Annotated in this window: 20 protein-coding genes; 13 read left to right on the top strand and 7 right to left on the bottom strand. The window is 62.4% G+C overall.

Annotated elements, in window-relative coordinates:
• Positions 1-34: 34 nt before the first annotated feature.
• The 8 genes from AC097A_RS17745 to AC097A_RS17710 all read left to right on the top strand — a co-directional run bounded on the left by AC097A_RS17745 (position 35) and on the right by AC097A_RS17710 (position 9,606).
• On the top strand, positions 35-1,273 hold the full coding sequence (locus tag AC097A_RS17745) for a DEAD/DEAH box helicase (RefSeq protein WP_479621865.1): 1,239 nt from the start codon (positions 35-37) through the stop codon (positions 1,271-1,273).
• An 81-nt stretch (positions 1,274-1,354) separates the two neighbouring features.
• Positions 1,355-1,660, top strand: coding sequence for an ATPase with chaperone activity (locus AC097A_RS17740; protein WP_315496261.1), 306 nt, complete (start codon positions 1,355-1,357; stop codon positions 1,658-1,660).
• A gap of 197 nt (positions 1,661-1,857) precedes the next feature.
• Positions 1,858-2,862, top strand: a complete 1,005-nt coding sequence (locus tag AC097A_RS17735) for a sn-glycerol-3-phosphate ABC transporter ATP-binding protein UgpC (RefSeq protein ID WP_315496262.1) — start codon at positions 1,858-1,860, stop codon at positions 2,860-2,862.
• Positions 2,863-2,928: 66 nt separating this feature from the next.
• Positions 2,929-4,230: an ABC transporter substrate-binding protein gene (locus tag AC097A_RS17730; protein ID WP_105261654.1), complete on the top strand. Its 1,302-nt coding sequence runs from the start codon at positions 2,929-2,931 to the stop codon at positions 4,228-4,230.
• Positions 4,231-4,344: 114 nt separating this feature from the next.
• Complete coding sequence (locus AC097A_RS17725) at positions 4,345-5,349, top strand: ABC transporter permease subunit (RefSeq protein WP_315496264.1); 1,005 nt, start codon at positions 4,345-4,347, stop codon at positions 5,347-5,349.
• Positions 5,346-6,518 carry a carbohydrate ABC transporter permease gene (locus AC097A_RS17720; protein ID WP_479621864.1) on the top strand — a complete coding sequence of 391 codons (1,173 nt, stop codon included), beginning with the start codon at positions 5,346-5,348 and terminating at the stop codon, positions 6,516-6,518. Before AC097A_RS17725 ends, AC097A_RS17720 begins: the two co-directional genes overlap by 4 nt.
• A gap of 22 nt (positions 6,519-6,540) precedes the next feature.
• On the top strand, positions 6,541-8,193 hold the full coding sequence (locus AC097A_RS17715) for an alpha-glucosidase family protein (RefSeq protein WP_479621863.1): 1,653 nt from the start codon (positions 6,541-6,543) through the stop codon (positions 8,191-8,193).
• 60 nt (positions 8,194-8,253) lie between these two features.
• A complete protein-coding gene (locus tag AC097A_RS17710; protein ID WP_105261650.1) occupies positions 8,254-9,606 on the top strand; it encodes an MATE family efflux transporter in 1,353 nt (450 codons plus the stop codon).
• A gap of 8 nt (positions 9,607-9,614) precedes the next feature.
• On the opposite strand, the gene AC097A_RS17705 is transcribed toward AC097A_RS17710, so the two are convergent.
• From AC097A_RS17705 to AC097A_RS17695, 3 genes are all read right to left on the bottom strand, one after another.
• Positions 9,615-10,490 carry an SMP-30/gluconolactonase/LRE family protein gene (locus tag AC097A_RS17705; RefSeq protein ID WP_479621862.1) on the bottom strand — a complete coding sequence of 292 codons (876 nt, stop codon included), beginning with the start codon at positions 10,488-10,490 and terminating at the stop codon, positions 9,615-9,617.
• Positions 10,491-10,492: 2 nt separating this feature from the next.
• The gene (locus AC097A_RS17700) at positions 10,493-11,272 is read right to left on the bottom strand and encodes an SDR family NAD(P)-dependent oxidoreductase (protein ID WP_479621861.1); all 780 of its coding nucleotides are present in this window, start codon (positions 11,270-11,272) and stop codon (positions 10,493-10,495) included.
• Positions 11,273-11,346: 74 nt separating this feature from the next.
• Positions 11,347-12,081: a FadR/GntR family transcriptional regulator gene (locus tag AC097A_RS17695; protein WP_479621860.1), complete on the bottom strand. Its 735-nt coding sequence runs from the start codon at positions 12,079-12,081 to the stop codon at positions 11,347-11,349.
• Positions 12,082-12,170: 89 nt separating this feature from the next.
• On the opposite strand from AC097A_RS17695, the gene AC097A_RS17690 reads away from it, so the two are divergent.
• Both AC097A_RS17690 and AC097A_RS17685 read left to right on the top strand, forming a co-directional pair.
• Positions 12,171-13,097 carry a 2-dehydro-3-deoxygalactonokinase gene (locus AC097A_RS17690; RefSeq protein ID WP_479621859.1) on the top strand — a complete coding sequence of 309 codons (927 nt, stop codon included), beginning with the start codon at positions 12,171-12,173 and terminating at the stop codon, positions 13,095-13,097.
• Positions 13,094-13,726: a 2-dehydro-3-deoxy-6-phosphogalactonate aldolase gene (locus tag AC097A_RS17685; RefSeq protein WP_479621858.1), complete on the top strand. Its 633-nt coding sequence runs from the start codon at positions 13,094-13,096 to the stop codon at positions 13,724-13,726. Before AC097A_RS17690 ends, AC097A_RS17685 begins: the two co-directional genes overlap by 4 nt.
• A 6-nt stretch (positions 13,727-13,732) precedes the next feature.
• On the opposite strand, the gene rsmI is transcribed toward AC097A_RS17685, so the two are convergent.
• On the bottom strand, positions 13,733-14,644 hold the full coding sequence (rsmI, locus tag AC097A_RS17680; protein ID WP_315848783.1) for a 16S rRNA (cytidine(1402)-2'-O)-methyltransferase: 912 nt from the start codon (positions 14,642-14,644) through the stop codon (positions 13,733-13,735).
• Between rsmI and AC097A_RS17675 the strand changes: the two genes are divergently transcribed.
• Genes AC097A_RS17675 through AC097A_RS17665 form a run of 3 tightly spaced genes read left to right on the top strand, consistent with a single transcriptional unit; the run spans position 14,645 to position 16,320 of the window.
• Entirely contained in the window at positions 14,645-15,034 is a 390-nt protein-coding gene (locus AC097A_RS17675) for a YraN family protein (RefSeq protein ID WP_105261643.1), read from the top strand.
• Positions 15,035-15,091: 57 nt separating this feature from the next.
• A complete protein-coding gene (locus AC097A_RS17670) occupies positions 15,092-15,691 on the top strand; it encodes a phosphoheptose isomerase (protein ID WP_105261642.1) in 600 nt (199 codons plus the stop codon).
• On the top strand, positions 15,688-16,320 hold the full coding sequence (locus tag AC097A_RS17665; RefSeq protein ID WP_479621857.1) for a BON domain-containing protein: 633 nt from the start codon (positions 15,688-15,690) through the stop codon (positions 16,318-16,320). The genes AC097A_RS17670 and AC097A_RS17665 overlap by 4 nt, the downstream gene beginning before the upstream one ends.
• 68 nt (positions 16,321-16,388) lie before the next feature.
• Here the strand turns inward: AC097A_RS17665 and AC097A_RS17660 are convergent, their stop codons facing one another.
• The 3 genes from AC097A_RS17660 to AC097A_RS17650 all read right to left on the bottom strand — a co-directional run bounded on the left by AC097A_RS17660 (position 16,389) and on the right by AC097A_RS17650 (position 19,715).
• Positions 16,389-17,315, bottom strand: a complete 927-nt coding sequence (locus AC097A_RS17660; protein ID WP_479621856.1) for an NAD(P)-dependent oxidoreductase — start codon at positions 17,313-17,315, stop codon at positions 16,389-16,391.
• Between the two features lie 64 nt (positions 17,316-17,379).
• Positions 17,380-18,516: a PilT/PilU family type 4a pilus ATPase gene (locus AC097A_RS17655; protein WP_105261639.1), complete on the bottom strand. Its 1,137-nt coding sequence runs from the start codon at positions 18,514-18,516 to the stop codon at positions 17,380-17,382.
• A 155-nt stretch (positions 18,517-18,671) separates the two neighbouring features.
• The gene (locus AC097A_RS17650) at positions 18,672-19,715 is read right to left on the bottom strand and encodes a type IV pilus twitching motility protein PilT (RefSeq protein ID WP_105261638.1); all 1,044 of its coding nucleotides are present in this window, start codon (positions 19,713-19,715) and stop codon (positions 18,672-18,674) included.
• Positions 19,716-19,722: the final 7 nt, after the last annotated feature.

Raw genomic sequence — 19,722 nt, 5'->3', positions numbered from 1 at the left:
CCTTGCCGGTTTTCCCCTTTACCTTCCCCACTCCATGCCCTTTTCCGACCTCGGTATTTCCCCCGCACTGGCGCACGCCATGGTGCTGCAGGGCTTTGTGTTGCCCACACCCGTGCAGACCCAGACCGTGCCCGTGGCCCTGGGCGGACAAGACGTGCTGGCCTGCGCCCAAACCGGCTCTGGCAAAACCGCCGCCTACGCCATGGTGCTGCTGGCGCAGCTGGCCAGCCGCACGGCGCACAAGCCCCGCCAGGCCACGGCGCTGGTGGTCGTGCCCACCCGTGAGCTGGCCACCCAGGTGGGCGACACGCTGCGCACCCTGGCCCAGCATGCTGGGCAGGCGGCTCGGGTGACGGTGCTGTTTGGTGGCGTGTCCATCAACCCGCAGCTCATGGGCTTGCGCGGTGGCACCGACATCGTGGTGGCCACGCCGGGCCGTTTGCTCGACGTGGTGGACCACCGCGCGCTGAACCTGGGCGGCGTGCAGACCCTGGTGCTGGACGAGGCAGACCGCCTGCTGGACCTGGGCTTTGCGCAGGAGCTGGACCGCATCCGCAGCCTGCTACCGGCGCGCCACCAGAGCCTGCTGTACTCGGCCACCTTTCCGGCTGCGGTGCGCGCCATGGCACAGGCCAGCCTGCACAGCCCGGTGGAGGTGAATGTGGTGGCCGAGGCGGGCGAGCAGCCCGACATCGCCCAGCGCGCCATCCAGGTGGACGCCAGCCAGCGCACCCAGCTGCTGCGCCACCTGATTGCCGATCAGGGCTGGAGTCGGGTGCTGGTGTTTGTGGCCACCAAATACGCCGCCGAGATGGTGGCCGACAAACTCCGCCGCGCCGGCTTGCTGGCCGAGCCCTTCCATGCCCAGCTGAGCCAGGGCAAACGCACCCAGGTGCTGATGGACTTTAAGGACTCGACCATCAACGTGGTGGTGGCCACCGATGTGGCCGCGCGCGGCATCGATATCAGCGACCTGCCGGTGGTGGTGAACTTTGACCTGCCGCGCTCGGCCACCGACTACACCCACCGCATTGGCCGCACCGCGCGCGCCGGTGCCAGTGGCCTGGCGGTGAGTTTTGTCACGGCCGACATGGAGGCGCACTTCCGCTTGATCGAAAAGCGCCATCGCATCACCATTGCACGCGAGCAGGTGGCGGGTTTTGCGCCCACGGCCACCGCCCCTGCGGCCACGCTGGGCGGCGGCATCAAGGGCCACCGCCCCAGCAAAAAGGACAAGTTGCGCGCGGCGGGACTGCTGCCGCCCTTGGCATAAATGCTATAAATTTAGTAGCTGCTTGCGCAATATCCACAAGGGCTAAGGCCCTGTTTGGCGTGTAAATAGGAGGGTGGCGTCATGTCTGACGAATACCAGATCGAGATTCCGCAGAGTTTTCTGGCCCTGTACACCGACACCCGGCGCAACCGCCTGCACACACCCTGGCCAGAGGTGGCGCAGCGTTACGAGCTGTGCGAAGACCTGGCCAACCTGCTCACCACCACAGCGCGCGACATGGAGTTCAGCCTTGGGATTGCTGAATCAGACGTGCTTTCGCGCTGCCACCAGGGCTTGTTAGGTGAGGAGGCTGTAGTCACCCCGCCCGAGGCACAGTGGGTGGTGTGCCGCTTGGCCGAGCTGCTGGGCTGGGCTTTGCCGCTGTAACCTTTCTGTAACCGTATTACCTAAAATGCCCAAAATTGATGCATGTCGGGGTTTTCCTCTCCATTGGACAAAATCGGTTTTGAAATTTGCTTTTGGAATCGATTTTTGAGGGTTTTCCCTGAGTTGTGTGGCGTGTAATCTGGTTACATTTTGGATCGTAGCGGAGGCACCGCTGTCCAACCGTCAGGAGCATGCATATGAGTCAGTCCGATGTCCGTTTGCGCGGAATCGTCAAAAACTACGGCAAAGCCGATGTCATCCATGGCATCGATCTGGACATCGAACCCGGTGAGTTCACCGTGTTTGTGGGGCCGTCCGGCTGTGGCAAAACCACCTTGTTGCGCATGATTGCGGGCCTGGAAGAGATTTCGGGCGGCGACCTCAACATCGGCGGCGTGCGTGTCAACGAGCTCGGCCCGTCCGAACGTGGCGTGGCCATGGTGTTCCAGAGTTACGCGCTCTACCCGCACAAGACCGTGTACGACAACATGGCTTTCGCCCTCAAGATTGCCAAGACACCCAAGGCCGAGATCGAGCGCCGGGTGCGCGAAGCCTCCGAAATCCTGCAGCTCTCCGAATACCTGGACCGCCTGCCCAAGGCTCTGTCGGGTGGCCAGCGCCAGCGCGTGGCCATTGGCCGTGCCATCGTGCGTGACCCCAAGGTGTTTTTGTTTGACGAGCCACTGTCCAACCTGGATGCTGCCCTGCGCACCAAGATGCGCGTGGAGCTGGCCACGCTGCACCGCCGCCTGGGCGCCACCATGGTCTACGTGACACACGACCAGGTCGAGGCCATGACGCTGGCCGACAAGATTGTGGTGCTCAACAAAGGCCGGGTCGAGCAGGTGGGCCGTCCGCTGGAGCTGTACAACAAGCCTGCCAGCATGTTTGTGGCGGGGTTTATTGGCTCCCCCCAAATGAACTTTTTGGGCGGTGACATTGCGGCCCGCCACAACGTGGCCACGATTGGTTTGCGCCCCGAGCACCTCAAGGTGCAAGCTGGCGGTCCCATCCAGGGCACGCTCAAACATTCGGAGCAACTGGGCAACGAGACCTTTGCCTATGTCAGCGCCGGGGCGTTTGGTGACATCACCGCGCGTATGGATGGCACGCTGGGGCTGGAGCCCGGCAAGCCGATTGAGCTGGGGTTTGTGCCCGAGCACCTGTACCGCTTTAACGCCGAAGGCAAACGCGTCGACTGACGCGCTGAGACATCCATTTTTTAAAGTGTTGCGGATGGGCCGCGGCACAACAAGAGGAGAGAGACGATGTTCAAGAAATCCATGATCGCCGGGGCTTCGGCTTTGGCATTGGGCGCGCTGGTAAATCCGGCACTGGCTGCAGACTACAAGGGCCCGGACCTGAAAGGTGAAGTCATCACCGTGACTTGCCCCTGGACCGGTGCCGAAGAAGGCATGTTCAAAAAGGTGGTGGCCAATTTTGAGAAGGCCACCGGCGCAACCGTGAAACATTCCTGCTCGCAAAGCTCTGAGCAGCAAATCGTGATCGACATCAAGGCCGGCTCGCCGTCCAACATCTCGGTGTTCCCCCAGCCCGGTCTGGCCGCCAACATGGCCGCCATCGACGGCCTGAAACCCCTGGGCCCCAAGGCACAAGAGTGGGTGAAGAAGAACTACGCCGCTGGCAGCTCCTGGGCCGACCTGGGCACCTACGCCAACAAGGCTGGCAAAAAAGAGTTCTACGGCATGTTCTACAACGTGAACGTGAAGAGCCTGGTCTGGTACCTGCCTGAGAACTTCAAGGAAAAGGGCTACAAAGTGCCCAAGTCCATGGAAGACCTGCAGGCCCTGACCAAGAAAATTGCCGCTGACGGCGGCAAGCCCTGGTGTATCGGCCTGGGCTCGGACGCTGCCACGGGCTGGCCCGCCACCGACTGGGTGGAAGACATGATGTTGCGCACCCAGACCCCCGAGGTGTACGACGGCTGGGTCAGCAACAAAGTCAAGTTCAACGACAAACGTGTGGTGGAAGCCATCGAAGCCTACGGCTGGTTTGCCAAGAACGACGCCTATGTGGACGGCGGCGCCAAGGCCGTGGCCACCGTGAGCTTCAAGGACAGCCCCAAGGGGCTGTTCGGCTCGCCCCCCAAGTGCTATATGCACCGCCAGGCGTCCTTCATTCCGGCGTTCTTCCCTGACGGCAAGGCGGATGAAGCAGACTTCTTCTACTTCCCCTCGTTTGCCAGCAAGAAGCTGGGCAACCCGGTTCTGGGCGGTGGCACCATCCTGACCATCACCAAGGACAGCAAGGGCGCCCGTGCCTTCATGGAGTACCTGCAGCATCCCCAGTCGCATGAAATCTGGATGGCCGAAGGCGGCTTCCTGACACCACACAAGGGTGTGGACCTGGCCAAGTACAAGACCGCGTCGCTGAAGAAGCAAGGCGAGATTTTGCAAAACGCCACCACCTTCCGCTTTGACGGTTCCGACCTGATGCCTGGCGCCGTGGGTGCGGGCAGCTTCTGGAAGGGCATGGTCAACTACTCTGGTGGTCAGTCGGCCCAAGCCGTGGCAGACGAAATCCAGAAGAGCTGGGACGCCATCAAGTAAGCCTCTCCTCTGACAGCGCCGTGGGGCGCGTCTTCCGGCCGGTGGCTTGCGGGCTGCCGGCCCTTTTGAATCCCTGTCGAACTCTTCTTCACGCAACGTACCAGAGTGGGTCCCATGACCGATCAAATCCTCCAGACCCTGACTGCGGTGGTGGTCAGCATTGCGTTTTGCCTGCTGTACTTTGCCGGCTCCAATTTCCTGCTCGACAAGATCGTTCACCTGCCCATCGGCAGCAAGCCTGGACGCGAGCGGGTTCGCGCCAGCGTGCGGCCCTGGTTGTTCCTGGCGCCAGCGTTGTTTCTGCTGGGCATGTACCTGCTCTACCCGCTGTTCGAAACCTTTCGCCTGAGTTTTTTTGACGCCACCGGCGAGCAGTTTGTCGGTTGGGCCAATTACCAATGGGTGTTGGTCGACCAGAATTTTTTGATCACCATCCGCAACAACTTCATGTGGCTGCTGGTGGTGCCGGCGGCGGCTACCGCACTGGGTCTGATCGTGGCGGTGTTGGCTGACCGCGTCTGGTGGGGCGGTTTTGCCAAGTCCATGGTGTTCATGCCCATGGCCATCAGTTTTGTGGGTGCCAGTGTGATCTGGAAGTTTGTCTACGACTTCCGCGGCCCCGATGCCGAGCAGATTGGTATCTTGAACGCCATCGTGATGGGCATGGGGTTTGAGCCCCAGGCCTGGGTCACGGTGCCGTTCTGGAACAACTTCTTCCTCATGGCCATCCTGATCTGGATCCAGACCGGTTTTGCCATGGTCATTTTGTCTGCCGCGCTGCGCGGTGTGCCACACGAAACGATTGAAGCGGCGCGCATCGATGGTGCCAGCGAATTGCAGATCTTCTTTGAAATCATGGTGCCGCAGGTGATGTCCACCGTGCTGGTGGTGTGGACCACCATCACCATCACCGTGCTCAAGGTGTTTGACATCGTGATGGCCATGACCGGTGGCCAGTGGGACACCAGTGTGCTGGCCAACCTGATGTACGACTGGATGTTCCGCGGTGGTGGTGACTATGGGCGCAGCTCCACGCTGGCCATGGTGCTCATGTTCGCCGTCATTCCCGTCATGGCATTCAACATCCGCCGGTTCCGTACCGAGGAGGCACAACGATGAAAAAATACTTCAGCCTGCCATCGCTGGCCGCCCAGGCTTTGCTGCTGGCCATCGTGCTGGTATGGGTGCTGCCCACCTTCGGCCTGTTCGTCTCCAGCTTCCGCGACAAGCAGCAACTGGTGTCCAGCGGCTGGTGGACCTCGCTGTCCACCCAAACCCGTGCCGACATGCGCCGCACCGGCGGCGGCCAAAGTGCCGTGCAGGAGGGTGACAAAACCGTCATCAAGGGCCTGCTGTTTGGCGAACAATCAGCCGTGCGTATCAAGCAGTTTTCGCTCAAGTCGTCTAACCCCAAAGAGTTTGCCGTGGGCACGGTGGCCGAGGTCGGTGATGGCCAGGTGTTTGACGAGGAAGACGGCAAACCCGACGGCACGCTCAGCGTGGCGGCCGATGGGGCCTACCGCTTGGAGCTCAATGCGCCGTATGACAAGGACCGGGGCATTCGTGTGTTCTACGTGGCCGAGTCGCCCCCGGTGTTTCTGACGCAGAACTACGAGAAAGTGGTGGCCTCCGAGGGCGTGGGCCAAGCCTTCCTCAACACCTTCAAGGTCACCATTCCGGCCACTTTTATTCCCATCCTGATTGCGGCCTTTGCCGCGTATGCCTTCAGCTGGATGGAGTTCCCGGGGCGCAAGTGGTTGTTTGTGGTGGTGGTGGGCCTGCTGGTGGTACCGCTGCAGATGTCGTTGATTCCGCTGCTGCGCCTGTACAACCAGTTGGGTGAGACCTTGGGCATGGAGTCCAAGTCCTACCTCGGGGTGTGGCTGGCGCACTCGGCCTTTGGCCTGCCACTGGCCATCTACCTGTTGCGCAACTACATCGCCTCACTGCCGCGTGACATTATTGAGAGCGCACGTATGGACGGGGCTTCGCATTTCCAGATTTTCATAGGCATCGTGCTGCCGCTGTCCATCCCCGCACTGGCCAGTTTTGCCATCTTCCAGTTCCTCTGGGTGTGGAATGACTTTTTGATCGCGCTGGTGTTCCTGGGCAAGGCGCCGGACCAGATCGTGCTGACCATCAAGCTCAATGACCTGCTGGGTTCCCGTGGCGAGAGCTGGGAAATCCTGACCGCCAGCGCCTTTGTCTCCATTGCCGTACCGGTGGCGGTGTTCTTCTCGTTGCAGCGCTTTTTTGTGCGTGGCTTGTTGTCCGGTTCCGTCAAATAATTTTTCTTCCTTCTGTCCTCTTATGACCAAAGCATCGAACGACAACTGGTGGCGCGGCGGCGTCATTTACCAAATTTACCCCCGCAGTTTTGCCGACAGCAATGGCGACGGCATTGGGGATCTGGACGGTATCACCGCCAAGCTCGACTATGTGGCCGCACTGGGGGCCGACGGCATCTGGCTGTCGCCCTTCTTCAAGAGCCCGATGAAGGACTTCGGCTACGACGTGAGCGACTACTGCGACGTGGACCCGATGTTTGGCACCGTGGCCGATTTCCGCAAGTTGGTGGACCGTGCCCATGCGCTGGGCCTCAAGGTGATGATTGATCAGGTGCTCTCGCACAGCTCCGACCAGCACCCCTGGTTTGTGGAGAGCCGCGCAAGCCTTAACAACCCCAAGGCCGACTGGTACGTATGGGCCGATGCCCAGAGTGATGGCACGCCACCCAACAACTGGCTCTCCATCTTTGGCGGTAGCGCCTGGCAGTGGGACACACGCCGCTGCCAGTACTACATGCACAACTTTTTGACCAGTCAGCCGGACTTGAACTTCCACAGCCCCGAGGTGCAGAACGCCTTGTTGGACACCGTGAAGTTCTGGCTGGACCTGGGCGTGGACGGCTACCGCCTGGACACTGCCAACTTCTACTTCCACGACGCGCAGTTGCGCAGCAACCCCGCCCGCGGCCGCCCTGATGGGGAAGACCCTGCTGTCAATGCTGTGAACCCCTATGGTTGGCAGTGGCACCAACATGACAAGAGCCAGCCCGAAAACCTGGCTTTCTTGCGCCGCCTGCGTGCACTGCTAGACCAATACCCCAACACCACCATGGTCGGTGAAATTGGTGACGACGACGGCCTGGCCCGCGTGGCCGAGTACACCAGTGGTGGCGACAAGCTGCACATGGCGTATTGCTTTGACCTGCTGGGCACGGCGCACAGCGCAGCGCATTTCCGCGGCTTTGTGCAGCGTTTTGAAGAAGTGGCACCCGGGGGCTGGCCCTGCTGGGCACTGTCCAACCACGATGTGGTGCGTGTGGCCAGCCGCTGGGGCCAGGGCACGCAGACTGCCCACCCAGAGCTCTTGCGCCTGGGCGCTGCCCTGCAAATGAGCCTACGTGGCTCGCCCTGCATTTACCAGGGTGACGAGCTGGGCCTGCCCGAAGCCGACATTGCGTTCGAAGATCTGCAAGACCCCTACGGCATCACCATGTGGCCCGAGTTCAAGGGTCGCGACGGTTGCCGCACGGCCCACCCATGGGCCAAGGACTCGGCCGATCTAGGCTTCTCCAGTGCAGCCAAACCGGCGGCGCCGTGGTTGCCCGTGATCGAGCCGCACCGCGCGCTGGCGGTCGATGTGCAGGAGCGAGATGCGGGCTCGCTGCTTAACTTCTACCGTGGACTGCTGCGCTGGCGCAAAAACCAGCCAGCATTGGTCAGCGGCACGCTCACCGTGTTGCCCGTGCATCCACAGGTGCTGGCTTTTGTGCGTGCCTTTGAAGGCCAGCAGGTGCTGTGTGTATTTAACTTCAGCGACACCGCCGCGCAGTGGGACATCCCTGCGGCCTATGCGGCGTCCACGGTGCTGGCAGGTAGTGGTCTGGCCGACGCACCCCGCGCAGGCAACACGCTGCAGCTGGCACCTTGGGGTGGGGCTTACTACCAACTGGGTTAAGCTGTACGCTCAGGGGCTGGCACCATTTGGACCGTGCCGCTCTCCCCTGAAATTCCCCTGATGCCTCCCGTCACTCGCCCGCGTCTCAACACCATTGCCGGCCCCTTGCTGGGCGAGTTTTTACTGGGCATGAGTGTGGCCATGGGGGGCTTGTGGTTGGCCTCGCAGACCTCGGATGCCGCTGCCGGTGCGTTTGGCTTGGTGAACCAGATTCTGGAAACCCTGTTTGTGGTGTTCCGTGTGCTGGCGATTGGCCTGGGCGTGGTGGTGACCCAGTACCTGGGCGGTGGGCAGCATGCCGCCTCGCGGCGGGCTGCCTTGCTGGCCCTGGGGGCCAGCACCTGGGCGGGTGTTCTGGTGGTCTGTACGGTAGTGGCAGGCAATGATCTGGTGCTGGACTGGCTCAATGCGCCCGAGGCTATCGTGGCACTGGCCGCACCGTTTTTGCAGTGGTTTGCGCCTGCACTGATGCTGGAGGCCTACAACCTGAGCATGGCCTCCGTGCTACGTGCCCATCTTTTCTCGCGCGACTCCCTCAAGGTCATGATCGTCATGCACAGCAGCCACTTGCTGTTGGCCGCCGTGTTGATGCGCGGCTGGGGCGAGTGGGACGGCATGGGATTGGAGGGCTACGCAATTGCCATGCTGGTCAGCCGCGCACTGGGGCTGGTGATGCATCTGTGGTTCTGGCGCATCCGCATGCATCTGGTGCCGCAAGGGCGCGATTGGTGGGCGGCGAGCTGGAAAGACCTGGGGCCGGTGCTGCGCGTGGGCTTGCCCGGCGCTGGAGTCGAGGTAGCGTACCGCGGCGCCTTCATGGTGTCGGTGGCGGCCACGGCTCGCTTGGGTGTGACGGCACTGGCCACCCATTCTTACACCCTGCAACTGCTCAAGTATGTGCTGCTGACCAGCATGGCTATTGGGTGGGCCTGCGAGATCATGGTGGGTCGGCTGGTGGGGGCGGGGGACTTGCGCGTGGCCAACGGCCTGGTGCGCAAGGCGGTGCGCAATGGGCTGCTGGCTTCGGGGTCGCTGGCACTGCTGGCTGCGCTGGGCGCCCCTTGGCTGATGCGCATGTTTACCAAAGACCCGGCGGTGATTCAGGCCGCCCAGACTCTGTTGTGGATTTCATTGGTCTTGGAAACCGGGCGCGTATTCAACCTGATCTTGAACGGGGCCCTGCGGGCGACGGGCGACGCGATTTACCCCGCGGCCTCCAGCGTGGCCTCGCTGGTGTTGGTGCTGGGCGTGGGGTCGTTCTGGCTGGGCCGTCTGTTTGGCCTGCCTGGCATCTGGATGGCTTACGCCATTGACGAATGGATTCGTGGCTTGTTGCTCTTGGCGCGCTGGCTGTGGCGCGGTTGGTTGCCCAACGCGCGCGACAGCCGTAGACGCTTGCGCGCCGGCGAGTAAGCGACGACCTAACCAAAGGTGCAGGGCAAGACGCCTTGCACGCCGGGCTCCAAGACAAAAATGCTACCGGCCAGCGGATAACGCTCCAGCGTGGCATCGTCCAGGCCCACACGGGCGCTGGTGACCAGCAGCAGGTCCAGGTTTTTGCCACCAAAGGCCATGCTGGTGATCTGCGGCGCGGGCAGGGGTATGGTGCGCAGCAAGCTGCCTTGCGGGGTGAACTGCCGTATGCAGCTGCCGCCCCAAAACGCGACCCACACATTGCCATCGCGGTCCAGCGTCATGCCATCGGGTGAGCCCTGTTCGCCACCAAAGGTGTTCCACACGGTCTTATTGGACAACGTGCCCTCGGGCGAGAGGTCGTAGCGGTACACCGTCTCCAGGAAGGAGTCGGTGTGCAGCATCCAGCTTGCGTCGTGCGCAATAGCCGGGCCGTTGGCGATGTAGATACCGCTTTCCACCACGTCGAACTCGCCGTTGGGCGAGAGTCTTGTGAGGCGGCCGCGCTGCAGGCTGGCGTCGTCGTTGTGCATGGAGCCGGCCCAAATGCGGCCATGGTGATCGGCCTTGGCGTCATTGAGGCGCACCAGCGGTTCGTCCGGGTGTGGACTGCCGGCGGCTTCGATGCGCAGCTCCGGCTCCAGCCAAAGGCGCACAAAGCCCGACTGCAGGCCGGCCATGAAACCATCGCCATCGGCGCGCGGTACCAGCCAGCAAATGCGCTCGGGCATGGCCCAGCTTTGGCGCGTGTCCGTGGCCGGTGTCCATGCGTGCAGGGCCTTGCCGTGGATGTCGACGAAGAAGAAACGGTCGCTGGCGGCGTGCCACAGCGGGCCCTCGCCCAGCAGCAGTTCCGCAGGCCAGACGGTACGAATGGGGGGCATGTTCAGGTCCATCCGGCGTCCACCACAAAGTCTTGCGCCGTCACCATGCGGCTGTCGTCGGCCGACAGGAACAGGGCCATATTGGCCACGTCGCTGCCCACAATGCGGCCGGGCAGGCACTGGTTCTCGTCCATGGCTTTTTCTCCGGCCTCGTCCACCCACATGGTGAGTTGTTTCTCGGTCATGATCCAGCCGGGTGACAGGGTGTTCACGCGGATATTGAGCTTGCCCAGGTCACGTGCCAGGCTGCGGGACAGGCCCACGGTAGCCGACTTGCAGGTGGCGTACACGGGGTAGCCCGCGCCCTTGATCATCCAGCTGATGGAGCCCAGGTTGACGATGGAACCACCGCCCAGGCGTTTCATGCCCTCCACCACGGACTGTGCCGCAAAGAAGGCAGGGCGCAGGTTAATGGCCACACGCCAGTCAAAGTCGTCGGGCGTCACATCGGCCAGGTCGTGGCGCTGGTCGTTGGCCACGTTGTTGACCAGCACGCTGATGTCACCAAAGCGCTCCGCCGTGGTGGCAATGGCGGCCTTCAGCGCGGCCACATCAGCGGCATCGCTCTGCAAAAACAGCGGGGTGGGTCCAAACGCGGATGCGGCTTCGATGACTTGCGCGGCCGAATCGGCGTTGCGGCCCGTGAAGGCCACCTGGGCGCCCTGGCGGGCGTAGGCGATCACGATGTCCGCGCCAATGCCGGAGCTGCCGCCCGTGACAAAGACCGTGCGCCCAGCGAGGCTGGGGTAGGTCGCAAAGGTGGAAAGAGAGGGGGTTTGCATAGGAGGGTGTGAAGTTGCCTGCAAATTGTAATGGGAATGCCTAAATCATCATACAAATAAACCAGGACCGAAAATCACACAGGCGGCAGAATCACCGCCCGCTTCATCAGCGACCGGGTGTCTGACAACAGACCCGCCATCCGGTGCAGCGCACTCTGGGCGTCACGCGCCTGGATGGCTTCAAACACCTTTTGGTGGTCGGGCAGGGCCTGTTTGAAGTTCTCGGAGGTGCGGGCGCTCACGGCCAGCAGCGACTCCAATGCGCTGCCGATGATGGCGGCCAGTGGCATGAGCAGCGGGTTGTTGGTGGCCTTGAGCACGGCGGTGTGGAAGGCCAGGTCGGCCTGCACCCATTCACTGATGTCGTGGGCTGCCTGCATGGCATCCAACGCGCGCGCAATGTCGGCCAGCTGCTCAGGCTTGTGGCTGGTGGCGGCCAGTGCGGCGGCCGAGGGCTCGATGATTTCGCGCAGCTCGGTCAGGTGCTGCAAAAACTCGGCGTCCGCCCCTGTGGCGCAGCGCCAGGCCAGGATGTCGGGATCCAGCAGGTTCCACTGCTCGGTGGGGCGCACGCGGGTGCCAATGCGCGGGCGGGGCTCCAGCAGGCCTTTGGCCGCCAGCACCTTGATGGCTTCGCGCAGCGCAGTGCGGCTGACCGCCAGCTCGGCGCACAGCTGGTCTTCGTTGGGCAGCAAGGCACCGGCCGCATAGATGCCGCCGACCACCCGGCGCCCCAACTCGTTCACCACCTGGCCATGCAGGTTGCGCCCGGCATAGGTGGCGTGGTTAGGGGGTGCGGAGGGCTTCATGGGGCAGGGCGAAGGTGTTTTGCGACAAAATCGGGTTTAATCATCATATGTTTAAATTTGCCTGAACATCTACTGTGAATTCCAAAAATATGGCCGCCAACCCTGCTGTGTCGATTGTCGGTGTGGACTGGGGTACCACCCACCGCCGCGCCTATGCAATCACGGGCGATGGCCTGCTCACGCGTGAAATCTCCGATTCCGACGGCGCCCTGGCCTGCAAAGGCCGCTTTCCCGCCGCGCTGGATGCCGGCTTGCAGGCGCTGGACGTGCAAGGCACGGGCGTAGTGCTGGCCGGCATGGTGGGCAGCGCGCTGGGCTGGCACGAGGTGCCCTATGTCGACAGCAGTGTGCCGGTGCAAGACCTGGCCGCCCATGCCATGCGGGTGCCCGATGCGGCGCCCGGCGTGTCAGCCATCATCATTCCGGGCTACCGCGTGCGCAATGCGCAGGACGTACCCGATGTAATGCGCGGCGAAGAAACCCAGCTGCTGGGCGCCTGGGCCCTGGGCCACCGCAGTGGCTGGTTTGTGCTGCCCGGCACCCACAGCAAATGGGTGGAGTTATACGAAGGTCGCGTGGTGCAACTGCGCACCTATATGACCGGTGAATTGTTCGACTTGCTCAGCAAACATGGCACCGTGGCCGCGGCGGCTGGTGGCGCGATTCCCGTGTGGGACGAGACCGCCTTTGCCGATGGCGTGAGGGCCGCAGGCCACCATGCGCTGAGCCACCAGATTTTCAGCGTCCGGGCGCGTGTGGTCTGCAAGGACATGCCTGCCTCCAGCACCACCGCCTATTTGAGCGGTTTGCTGATTGGTACAGAACTCAAAGACGTGCTGCAGGGCAGCGCAGGCACGGGCCCGCAGGGCACGTTCAAGCTGCTGGGCTCGCCGCAGTTGGCGGCCCACTACCAAACCGCGGCCCAACACCTGGGCCTGTCGTTTGACATCCTCGATGCCAAGGCTGCCTTTGTGGCGGCTGTCCACCACATCCAACAGAACTGGAAACCCCTATGAGCGATTCGCTGGAACTGCTGGCGCGTGCGCGCCGCGCCCCTTTGGTGGCCATCTTGCGCGGGCTGTTGCCCGCCGAGGCACAGGCCGTGGGCGAGGCCTTGGTCGCGAGCGGTTTTCGCACGCTGGAAGTGCCGCTGAACCGCCCCGGCGCGCTTGAGTGCATTGCTACGCTGGCACGCACGCTGCCGGCCGACGCCATCGTGGGCGGCGGCACCATGCTGACCGTGGCCGATGTGGAGGCCGTGCACGCAGCCGGTGGCCGCCTGATGGTCTCGCCCAACTGCGATGTGGCGGTGATCCGCCGTGCGGTGGAGCTGGGCATGTTGTGCGCGCCCGGCGTGGCCACGCCTACGGAAGCCTTTGCGGCCTTGCAGGCGGGCGCCCATGCGCTCAAGCTGTTCCCCGCTGAGATGGTGGGCCATGGTGGTATCAAGGCGCTGAAGTCGGTGCTGCCCGCCGGGACCGATCTGTGGCCCGTGGGTGGCATCACCCCGGAAAGCATGGGCCCCTGGAAGAAGGCTGGCGCTACCGGCTTTGGTATTGGCAGCCAGCTTTTTGTGCCCGGTACGTCCGCGGCCGATGTGCTGACCCGCGGCCGCGCCTACGTGCAGGCCTGGCAAGAGGCCTAACGCTTTTTAGCCCTGCTTCAGGGCCAGGGCCCGCTCGTACAGCGCGTTGCGTGCCTCGCCCGTGATGTCCGCGGCCAGCTTGACGGCCGTTTTCAGTGGTAGTTCTTCCAGCAGCAGTTTGAGCACTCGGTCGTCTGGCGCCTGGGCGGCACTTGCAGGGGCAGGGTGAATTACCAGCGCAAATTCCCCGCGCAGCCGGTTCGCATCGGCCGCCAACCAGGCGGTGAAATCGTTGGCCGCCACCGTGGCAATGTCTTCAAATTGCTTGGTCAGCTCACGACCGATGGTCACCAGGCGCGTGTCCAGCGGCGCTAGCGCCAGGGCCAACGCCTCAATGCGGTGGGGCGCTTCCAGCAACACGACGGCGCGGCGTTCTTCCGCCAGGAGCTGCACTTCATGGGCACGCTCAGTGGCTTTGGAGGACAGAAACCCCCGGAACACAAAACCACTGTGGCCATCACCACCTTCGGCCAAACCTGCCGCGCACAAGGCCGTGGTCACACTGCTGGCGCCGGGCAGGGGGATGCTGCGCAGGCCCGCGGCACGCACCTGGGCCACCAGTCGCGCGCCGGGGTCGCTGATACCGGGTGTGCCGGCATCGCTCACATAGGCCACACGCTGGTCTTGGCGCAGGCGGTTCACTACCACCTCAGCCGCCTGGGCCTCGTTGTGCTGGTGCACGGCCAGCAGCTGGCCGGAGGATTTGTCGATGCCGTAGGCGCGCAGCATTTGCTGGGTATGGCGTGTGTCTTCGCAGGCAATGGTGTCGGCCAGCGCCAGCACATGCAGCGCGCGCAGGCTGATGTCGGCCAGGTTGCCAATGGGGGTGGCTACCAGGTACAACGCGCCCTGCGGATAATGCTGCGCACCGGCGGCCTCTTTGGCAGCGGACAGGGCAGAGATAAAAGACGCACTCATATGGGGTTCTTTCCAACACGACCAGCACGAAGCGCCACCACCAAACAGCTGGGGGACGCGGGAGAAGATGCCGCTCTGCGTTATTTGCAACGGCAGGGGTTGGTGCTGGTCACCCGCAATTATCGAACCCCCGGACGGGGTGGTGGCGAAATCGACCTGATCATGCGCGCACCCGATGGCACGCTGGTGTTTGTCGAGGTGCGCAAACGGGCTTCCAGCAGCCATGGCGGTGGTGCCGCCAGTGTGGGCGCGGTCAAGCAGCGCCGCATTGTGTTTGCGGCACAGCACTACCTGTTGCGTTTGTCACGGCTGCCGCCCTGCCGCTTCGACGTGGTGGTGCTGGACGGGGAACAGGTCGAATGGCTGCAGGCGGCGTTTGATGCATCCTGATACATCTCAAGACGCCGGGCCCCATGGGGATTTGGGTGCCGCGGTATCATCCCGCCCATGCTTGAGCAACGTATTCAACAACATTTCATTGACAGTGCCGACCTGAAATACCAGTCGGCGCAAGGCTTGAGCAAGCCGATTGCGGATGCTGTGCAAGCCATGTTGGCCTGTGTCACCAGCGGTGGCAAGGTGCTGGCCTGCGGCAACGGTGGTTCCGCCGCCGATGCGCAACATTTTGCGGCCGAGTTTGTCGGTCGTTTTGAGCGTGAACGCCCGGAGCTGGGTGCCATCGCACTGACCACCGACACCTCCATCATCACGGCCATTGCCAACGATTACGACTTCAACGTGATCTTCTCGCGCCAGGTGCGCGCACTCGGGGCCCCGGGCGACGTGTTGCTGGCGATCTCCACCAGCGGCAATTCCGCCAACGTGCTGGCCGCCATTGAGGCCGCCCATGCGCGTGAAATGGTGGTGGTGGGCCTCACGGGGCGCGGGGGCGGAAAAATGGCCCAGGTGCTGCGCGATACCGATGTGCATATCTGTGTGCCGCACGAGCGCACGGCACGTATTCAAGAAGTCCATATTTTGGCGTTGCATTGCATTTGTGACGCCGTTGATGCCCAACTGCTGGGCGAACAGGAAACCAACCCATGAATTCAAAATTGAAACGACTAACTTTGGTAGCCGCTCTCGCGGGCTCTCTGGCCAGCCTGACGGCATGTTTTCCGTTGCTCGTTGGCGGTGCCGTAGGGGGCATGCTGGTTGCCACTGACCGCCGCACCTCCGGCTCGGTGGTGGAAGACGAAGGCATTGAACAACGCGCTACAAGCCGCATTCGTGAGAACCTCGGTGACCGTGTGCATGTGAATGTGACCAGCTACAACCGCCAAGTGCTGTTGACGGGTGAAGTGCCCACTGCGCAAGACAAACAACTGGTCGAGCAGATCGTGTCGCGTGTGGACAATGTGCGCAACATCGTGAACGAGCTGGGCGTCATGGGCAATGCCAGTTTGACCCAGCGTTCGTCAGATTCCCTGGTCACCGGCCGTGTGAAGGCCGCTTTGGTGGATGCCAAAGATTTGTTTGCCAACGCATTCAAAATTGTGACCGAACGTGGCACCACCTATGTAATGGGCCGTGTGACCGAGCGGGAGGCCAAACGTGCCACCGAAGTCATCAGCTCCACGTCGGGCGTGCAGCGTGTGGTGCGGATTTTGGACATCATTTCCGAAGACGAGCTGGCCCGTTTGCAGCCACCGCCTCCCGCAGACACCAAGAAATAAAAAACGGCCCATTCAGGGCCATTTTTGTTTTGGGGCAGCGACCCGCATAGCGGCGGAGCGTGGGGACCTTATTTCAAGCGTTTGATGAGGCTGCTGGTGTCCCAGCGCTGGCCGCCCATGTGCTGCACATCGGCGTAAAACTGGTCGACCAATGCGGTCACTGGCAGGCGGGCGCCGTTGCGTTTGGCCTCGTCCAGCACCAGGCCCAGGTCCTTGCGCATCCAATCCACCGCAAAACCGAAGTCAAACTTGTCGGCCACCATGGTCTTGCCACGGTTGTCCATCTGCCAGCTCTGCGCCGCACCCTTGCCAATCACGTCCAGCACCTGGTTCATGTCCAGTCCCGCTTTTTGGCCAAAGGCAATCGCTTCACTCAGACCTTGCACCAGCCCGGCAATACAAATCTGGTTGACCATCTTGGCCAATTGGCCGGCGCCGCTGTTACCCAGCAGCGTGAAGGCGCGTGAGAACGCCATGGCCACCGGTTTGACGGTTTCAAATGCATTGGCATCACCCCCACACATCACGGTCAGCAGGCCGTTCTGTGCACCGGCCTGGCCGCCGGACACCGGCGCATCGATGAACTGCAAGCCTTTGGCCGCCGCCGCGGCGCTAAGTTCGCGCGCGATATCGGCAGACGCAGTGGTGTGGTCCACAAAAATGGCGCCGGGCTTCATGCCCGCAAAGGCGCCGTCGGTCCCCAGGGTCACGCTGCGCAAATCCGCGTCATTGCCTACGCAGCAAAACACGATGTCGGCCTGCTGCACTGCCTGGCGTGGTGTGACTGCGTGGGCATGGATGCCCAATTGGCTGCTAGCCCCCGAAAATTCTGCGCACCAAGCTATAGATTTCGTAGCGGTACGGTTGTACACCGTGACCTGGTGGCCGGCGCGGGCCAGGTGCCCGGCCATGGGGTAGCCCATGACGCCCAGGCCCAGAAAGGCGACGGAGTAAGCGGGGGACGGGTCGTAGGTTTTGTCGTTGATGTTGGGCATGGGGGAGTGTTAATCAGTTGGGGTCAGAGCACATCGCTTTCGCGAGTGGTCTGACCCCAAGGTCTCACATGATCGCGAAATTCTCGGTACCGGCGGATAGGTCGGTGGACTTGCCGCGTGCACTGTTGAGCTTGATTTGCAGGCGCAGGTCGTTCAGCGAATCGGCGTTGCGTAGCGCATCTTCGTAGGTGATGGCGTTGCCTTCGTACAGGTCAAACAGCGCTTGGTCGAAGGTCTGCATGCCGGCCTGGCGGCTCTTTTTCATGATCTCTTTTACCTCGGACACTTCGCCCTTGAAGATCAGGTCAGAGATCAGCGGCGAGTTGATCATGATCTCCACGGCAGCGACGCGGCCCTTGCCGTCCTGCTTGGGAATCAGGCGCTGCGAAACCAGAGCCTTGAGGTTCAGCGACAGGTCCATCAGCAGCTGGCTGCGCCGCTCTTCGGGGAAGAAGTTGATGATGCGGTCCAGCGCCTGGTTGGCGCTGTTGGCGTGCAGGGTGGCCAGGCACAGGTGGCCGGTTTCGGCAAAAGCCACGGCGTGCTCCATGGTCTCGCGGTCACGGATCTCACCCATCAAAATCACATCGGGCGCCTGGCGCAGCGTGTTTTTCAGCGCCGCTTCCCAGCTGTCGGTGTCCAGTCCCACTTCGCGTTGCGTCACCACGCAGTTTTTGTGCGCATGCACAAACTCCACCGGGTCTTCAATGGTGATGATGTGGCCAAAGGATTTTTCGTTGCGCCAGTCCACCATGGCTGCCAGCGTGGTCGACTTGCCCGAGCCCGTAGCACCAACCATGATGGTCAGCCCGCGTTTGGACATCACCACTTCCTTGAGCACCTGGGGCACGCCCAGTCCGTCGATGGTGGGCAACACCTGTGGAATCACCCGCAGCACCAGCCCGACCTTGCCCTGCTGGATAAACGCGTTGGCGCGGAAGCGGCCAATGCCCGCGGGAGCAATGGCAAAGTTGCTCTCCTTGGTGCGCTCAAACTCGGCCACCTGCTTGTCGTTCATGATGGAACGCGCCAGCGCCATGGTGTGGGCTGAGTTCAGCGGTTGGGGCGAGACCTTGGTGATCTTGCCGTCCACCTTGATGGCGGGCGGAAACTCGGCGGTGATGAACAAGTCGCTGCCATTGCGGCTGACCATCAGCTTGAGCAAGTCATTGATAAATTTTGTTGCCTGATCGCGTTCCATAAGAACACCTCCTTTTCGCTAAATCGACACGGTGGAGCACAAGGCTCCGCAAACCCAGGAACACCGCAGGGCCGGCTTGGCCGGACTGCTGGTGTTGCCCCCTGCAAGGGGGAAAGCGGCCACACGCAGTGGGCAAGCCGGGGGGTGTTCCACAGTCACCCCGGGAAGTTCTCTGGGATTTTGGCTTTGCCGCGGGCTTCTGCGGGGCTGATGATGTTGCGCTTTACCAGGTCGGTCAGGTTCTGGTCCAGCGTTTGCATGCCCACGCTATTGCCGGTCTGGATGGAGGAGTACATCTGCGCCACCTTGGCCTCGCGGATCAGGTTGCGGATCGCGCTGGTGCCCAGCATGATCTCGTGGGCGGCCACGCGGCCCTGGCCATCCTTGGTTTTGCACAAGGTCTGCGAGATCACCGCTTGCAGCGACTCGGACAACATGGCCCGCACCATTTCTTTTTCGTCCGCCGGGAACACGTCAATGATCCGGTCGATGGTTTTGGCGGCGCTGGACGTGTGCAGCGTGCCGAACACCAAGTGGCCGGTTTCTGCGGCCGTCATGGCCAGGCGGATGGTTTCCAGATCGCGCATTTCGCCAACCAAGATGCAGTCCGGGTCTTCGCGCAGTGCAGAGCGCAGTGCGGCGGCAAAGCTCAGCGTGTGCGGGCCCACCTCGCGCTGGTTGACCAGACATTTCTTGGACTCATGCACAAACTCAATCGGGTCTTCCACCGTCAGGATGTGGCCAAACTCGGTTTCATTCAGGTAGTTGACCATGGCCGCCAGCGTGGTGGACTTGCCCGAGCCTGTGGGGCCGGTGACCAGCACCATGCCCCGGGGCTTGAGCGCCAGGTCGGCAAAAATCTTGGGGGCGTTGAGCTGCTCCAGCGAGAGGATTTTGCTTGGAATGGTTCGGAACACCGCACCCGCGCCGCGGTTGTGGTTGAAGGCGTTGACGCGGAAGCGGGCCAGACCATCGATCTCGAACGAGAAGTCGATCTCCAGAAACTCCTCGTACATCTTGCGCTGCGTGTCGTTCATGATGTCGTACACCATGGCGTGCACCTGCTTGTGGTCCAGCGGCTCCACGTTGATGCGCCGCACATCGCCGTGCACCCGGATCATGGGGGGAAGACCGGCAGAGAGGTGCAAGTCAGAAGCCTTGTTTTTGACGCTGAACGCCAGCAGCTGGGTAATGTCCACGGAATCC

The sequence above is a fragment of the Rhodoferax sp. XS2R6 genome, assembly GCF_056521365.1.
This window is presented reverse-complemented; position numbering and strand designations above follow the sequence as displayed.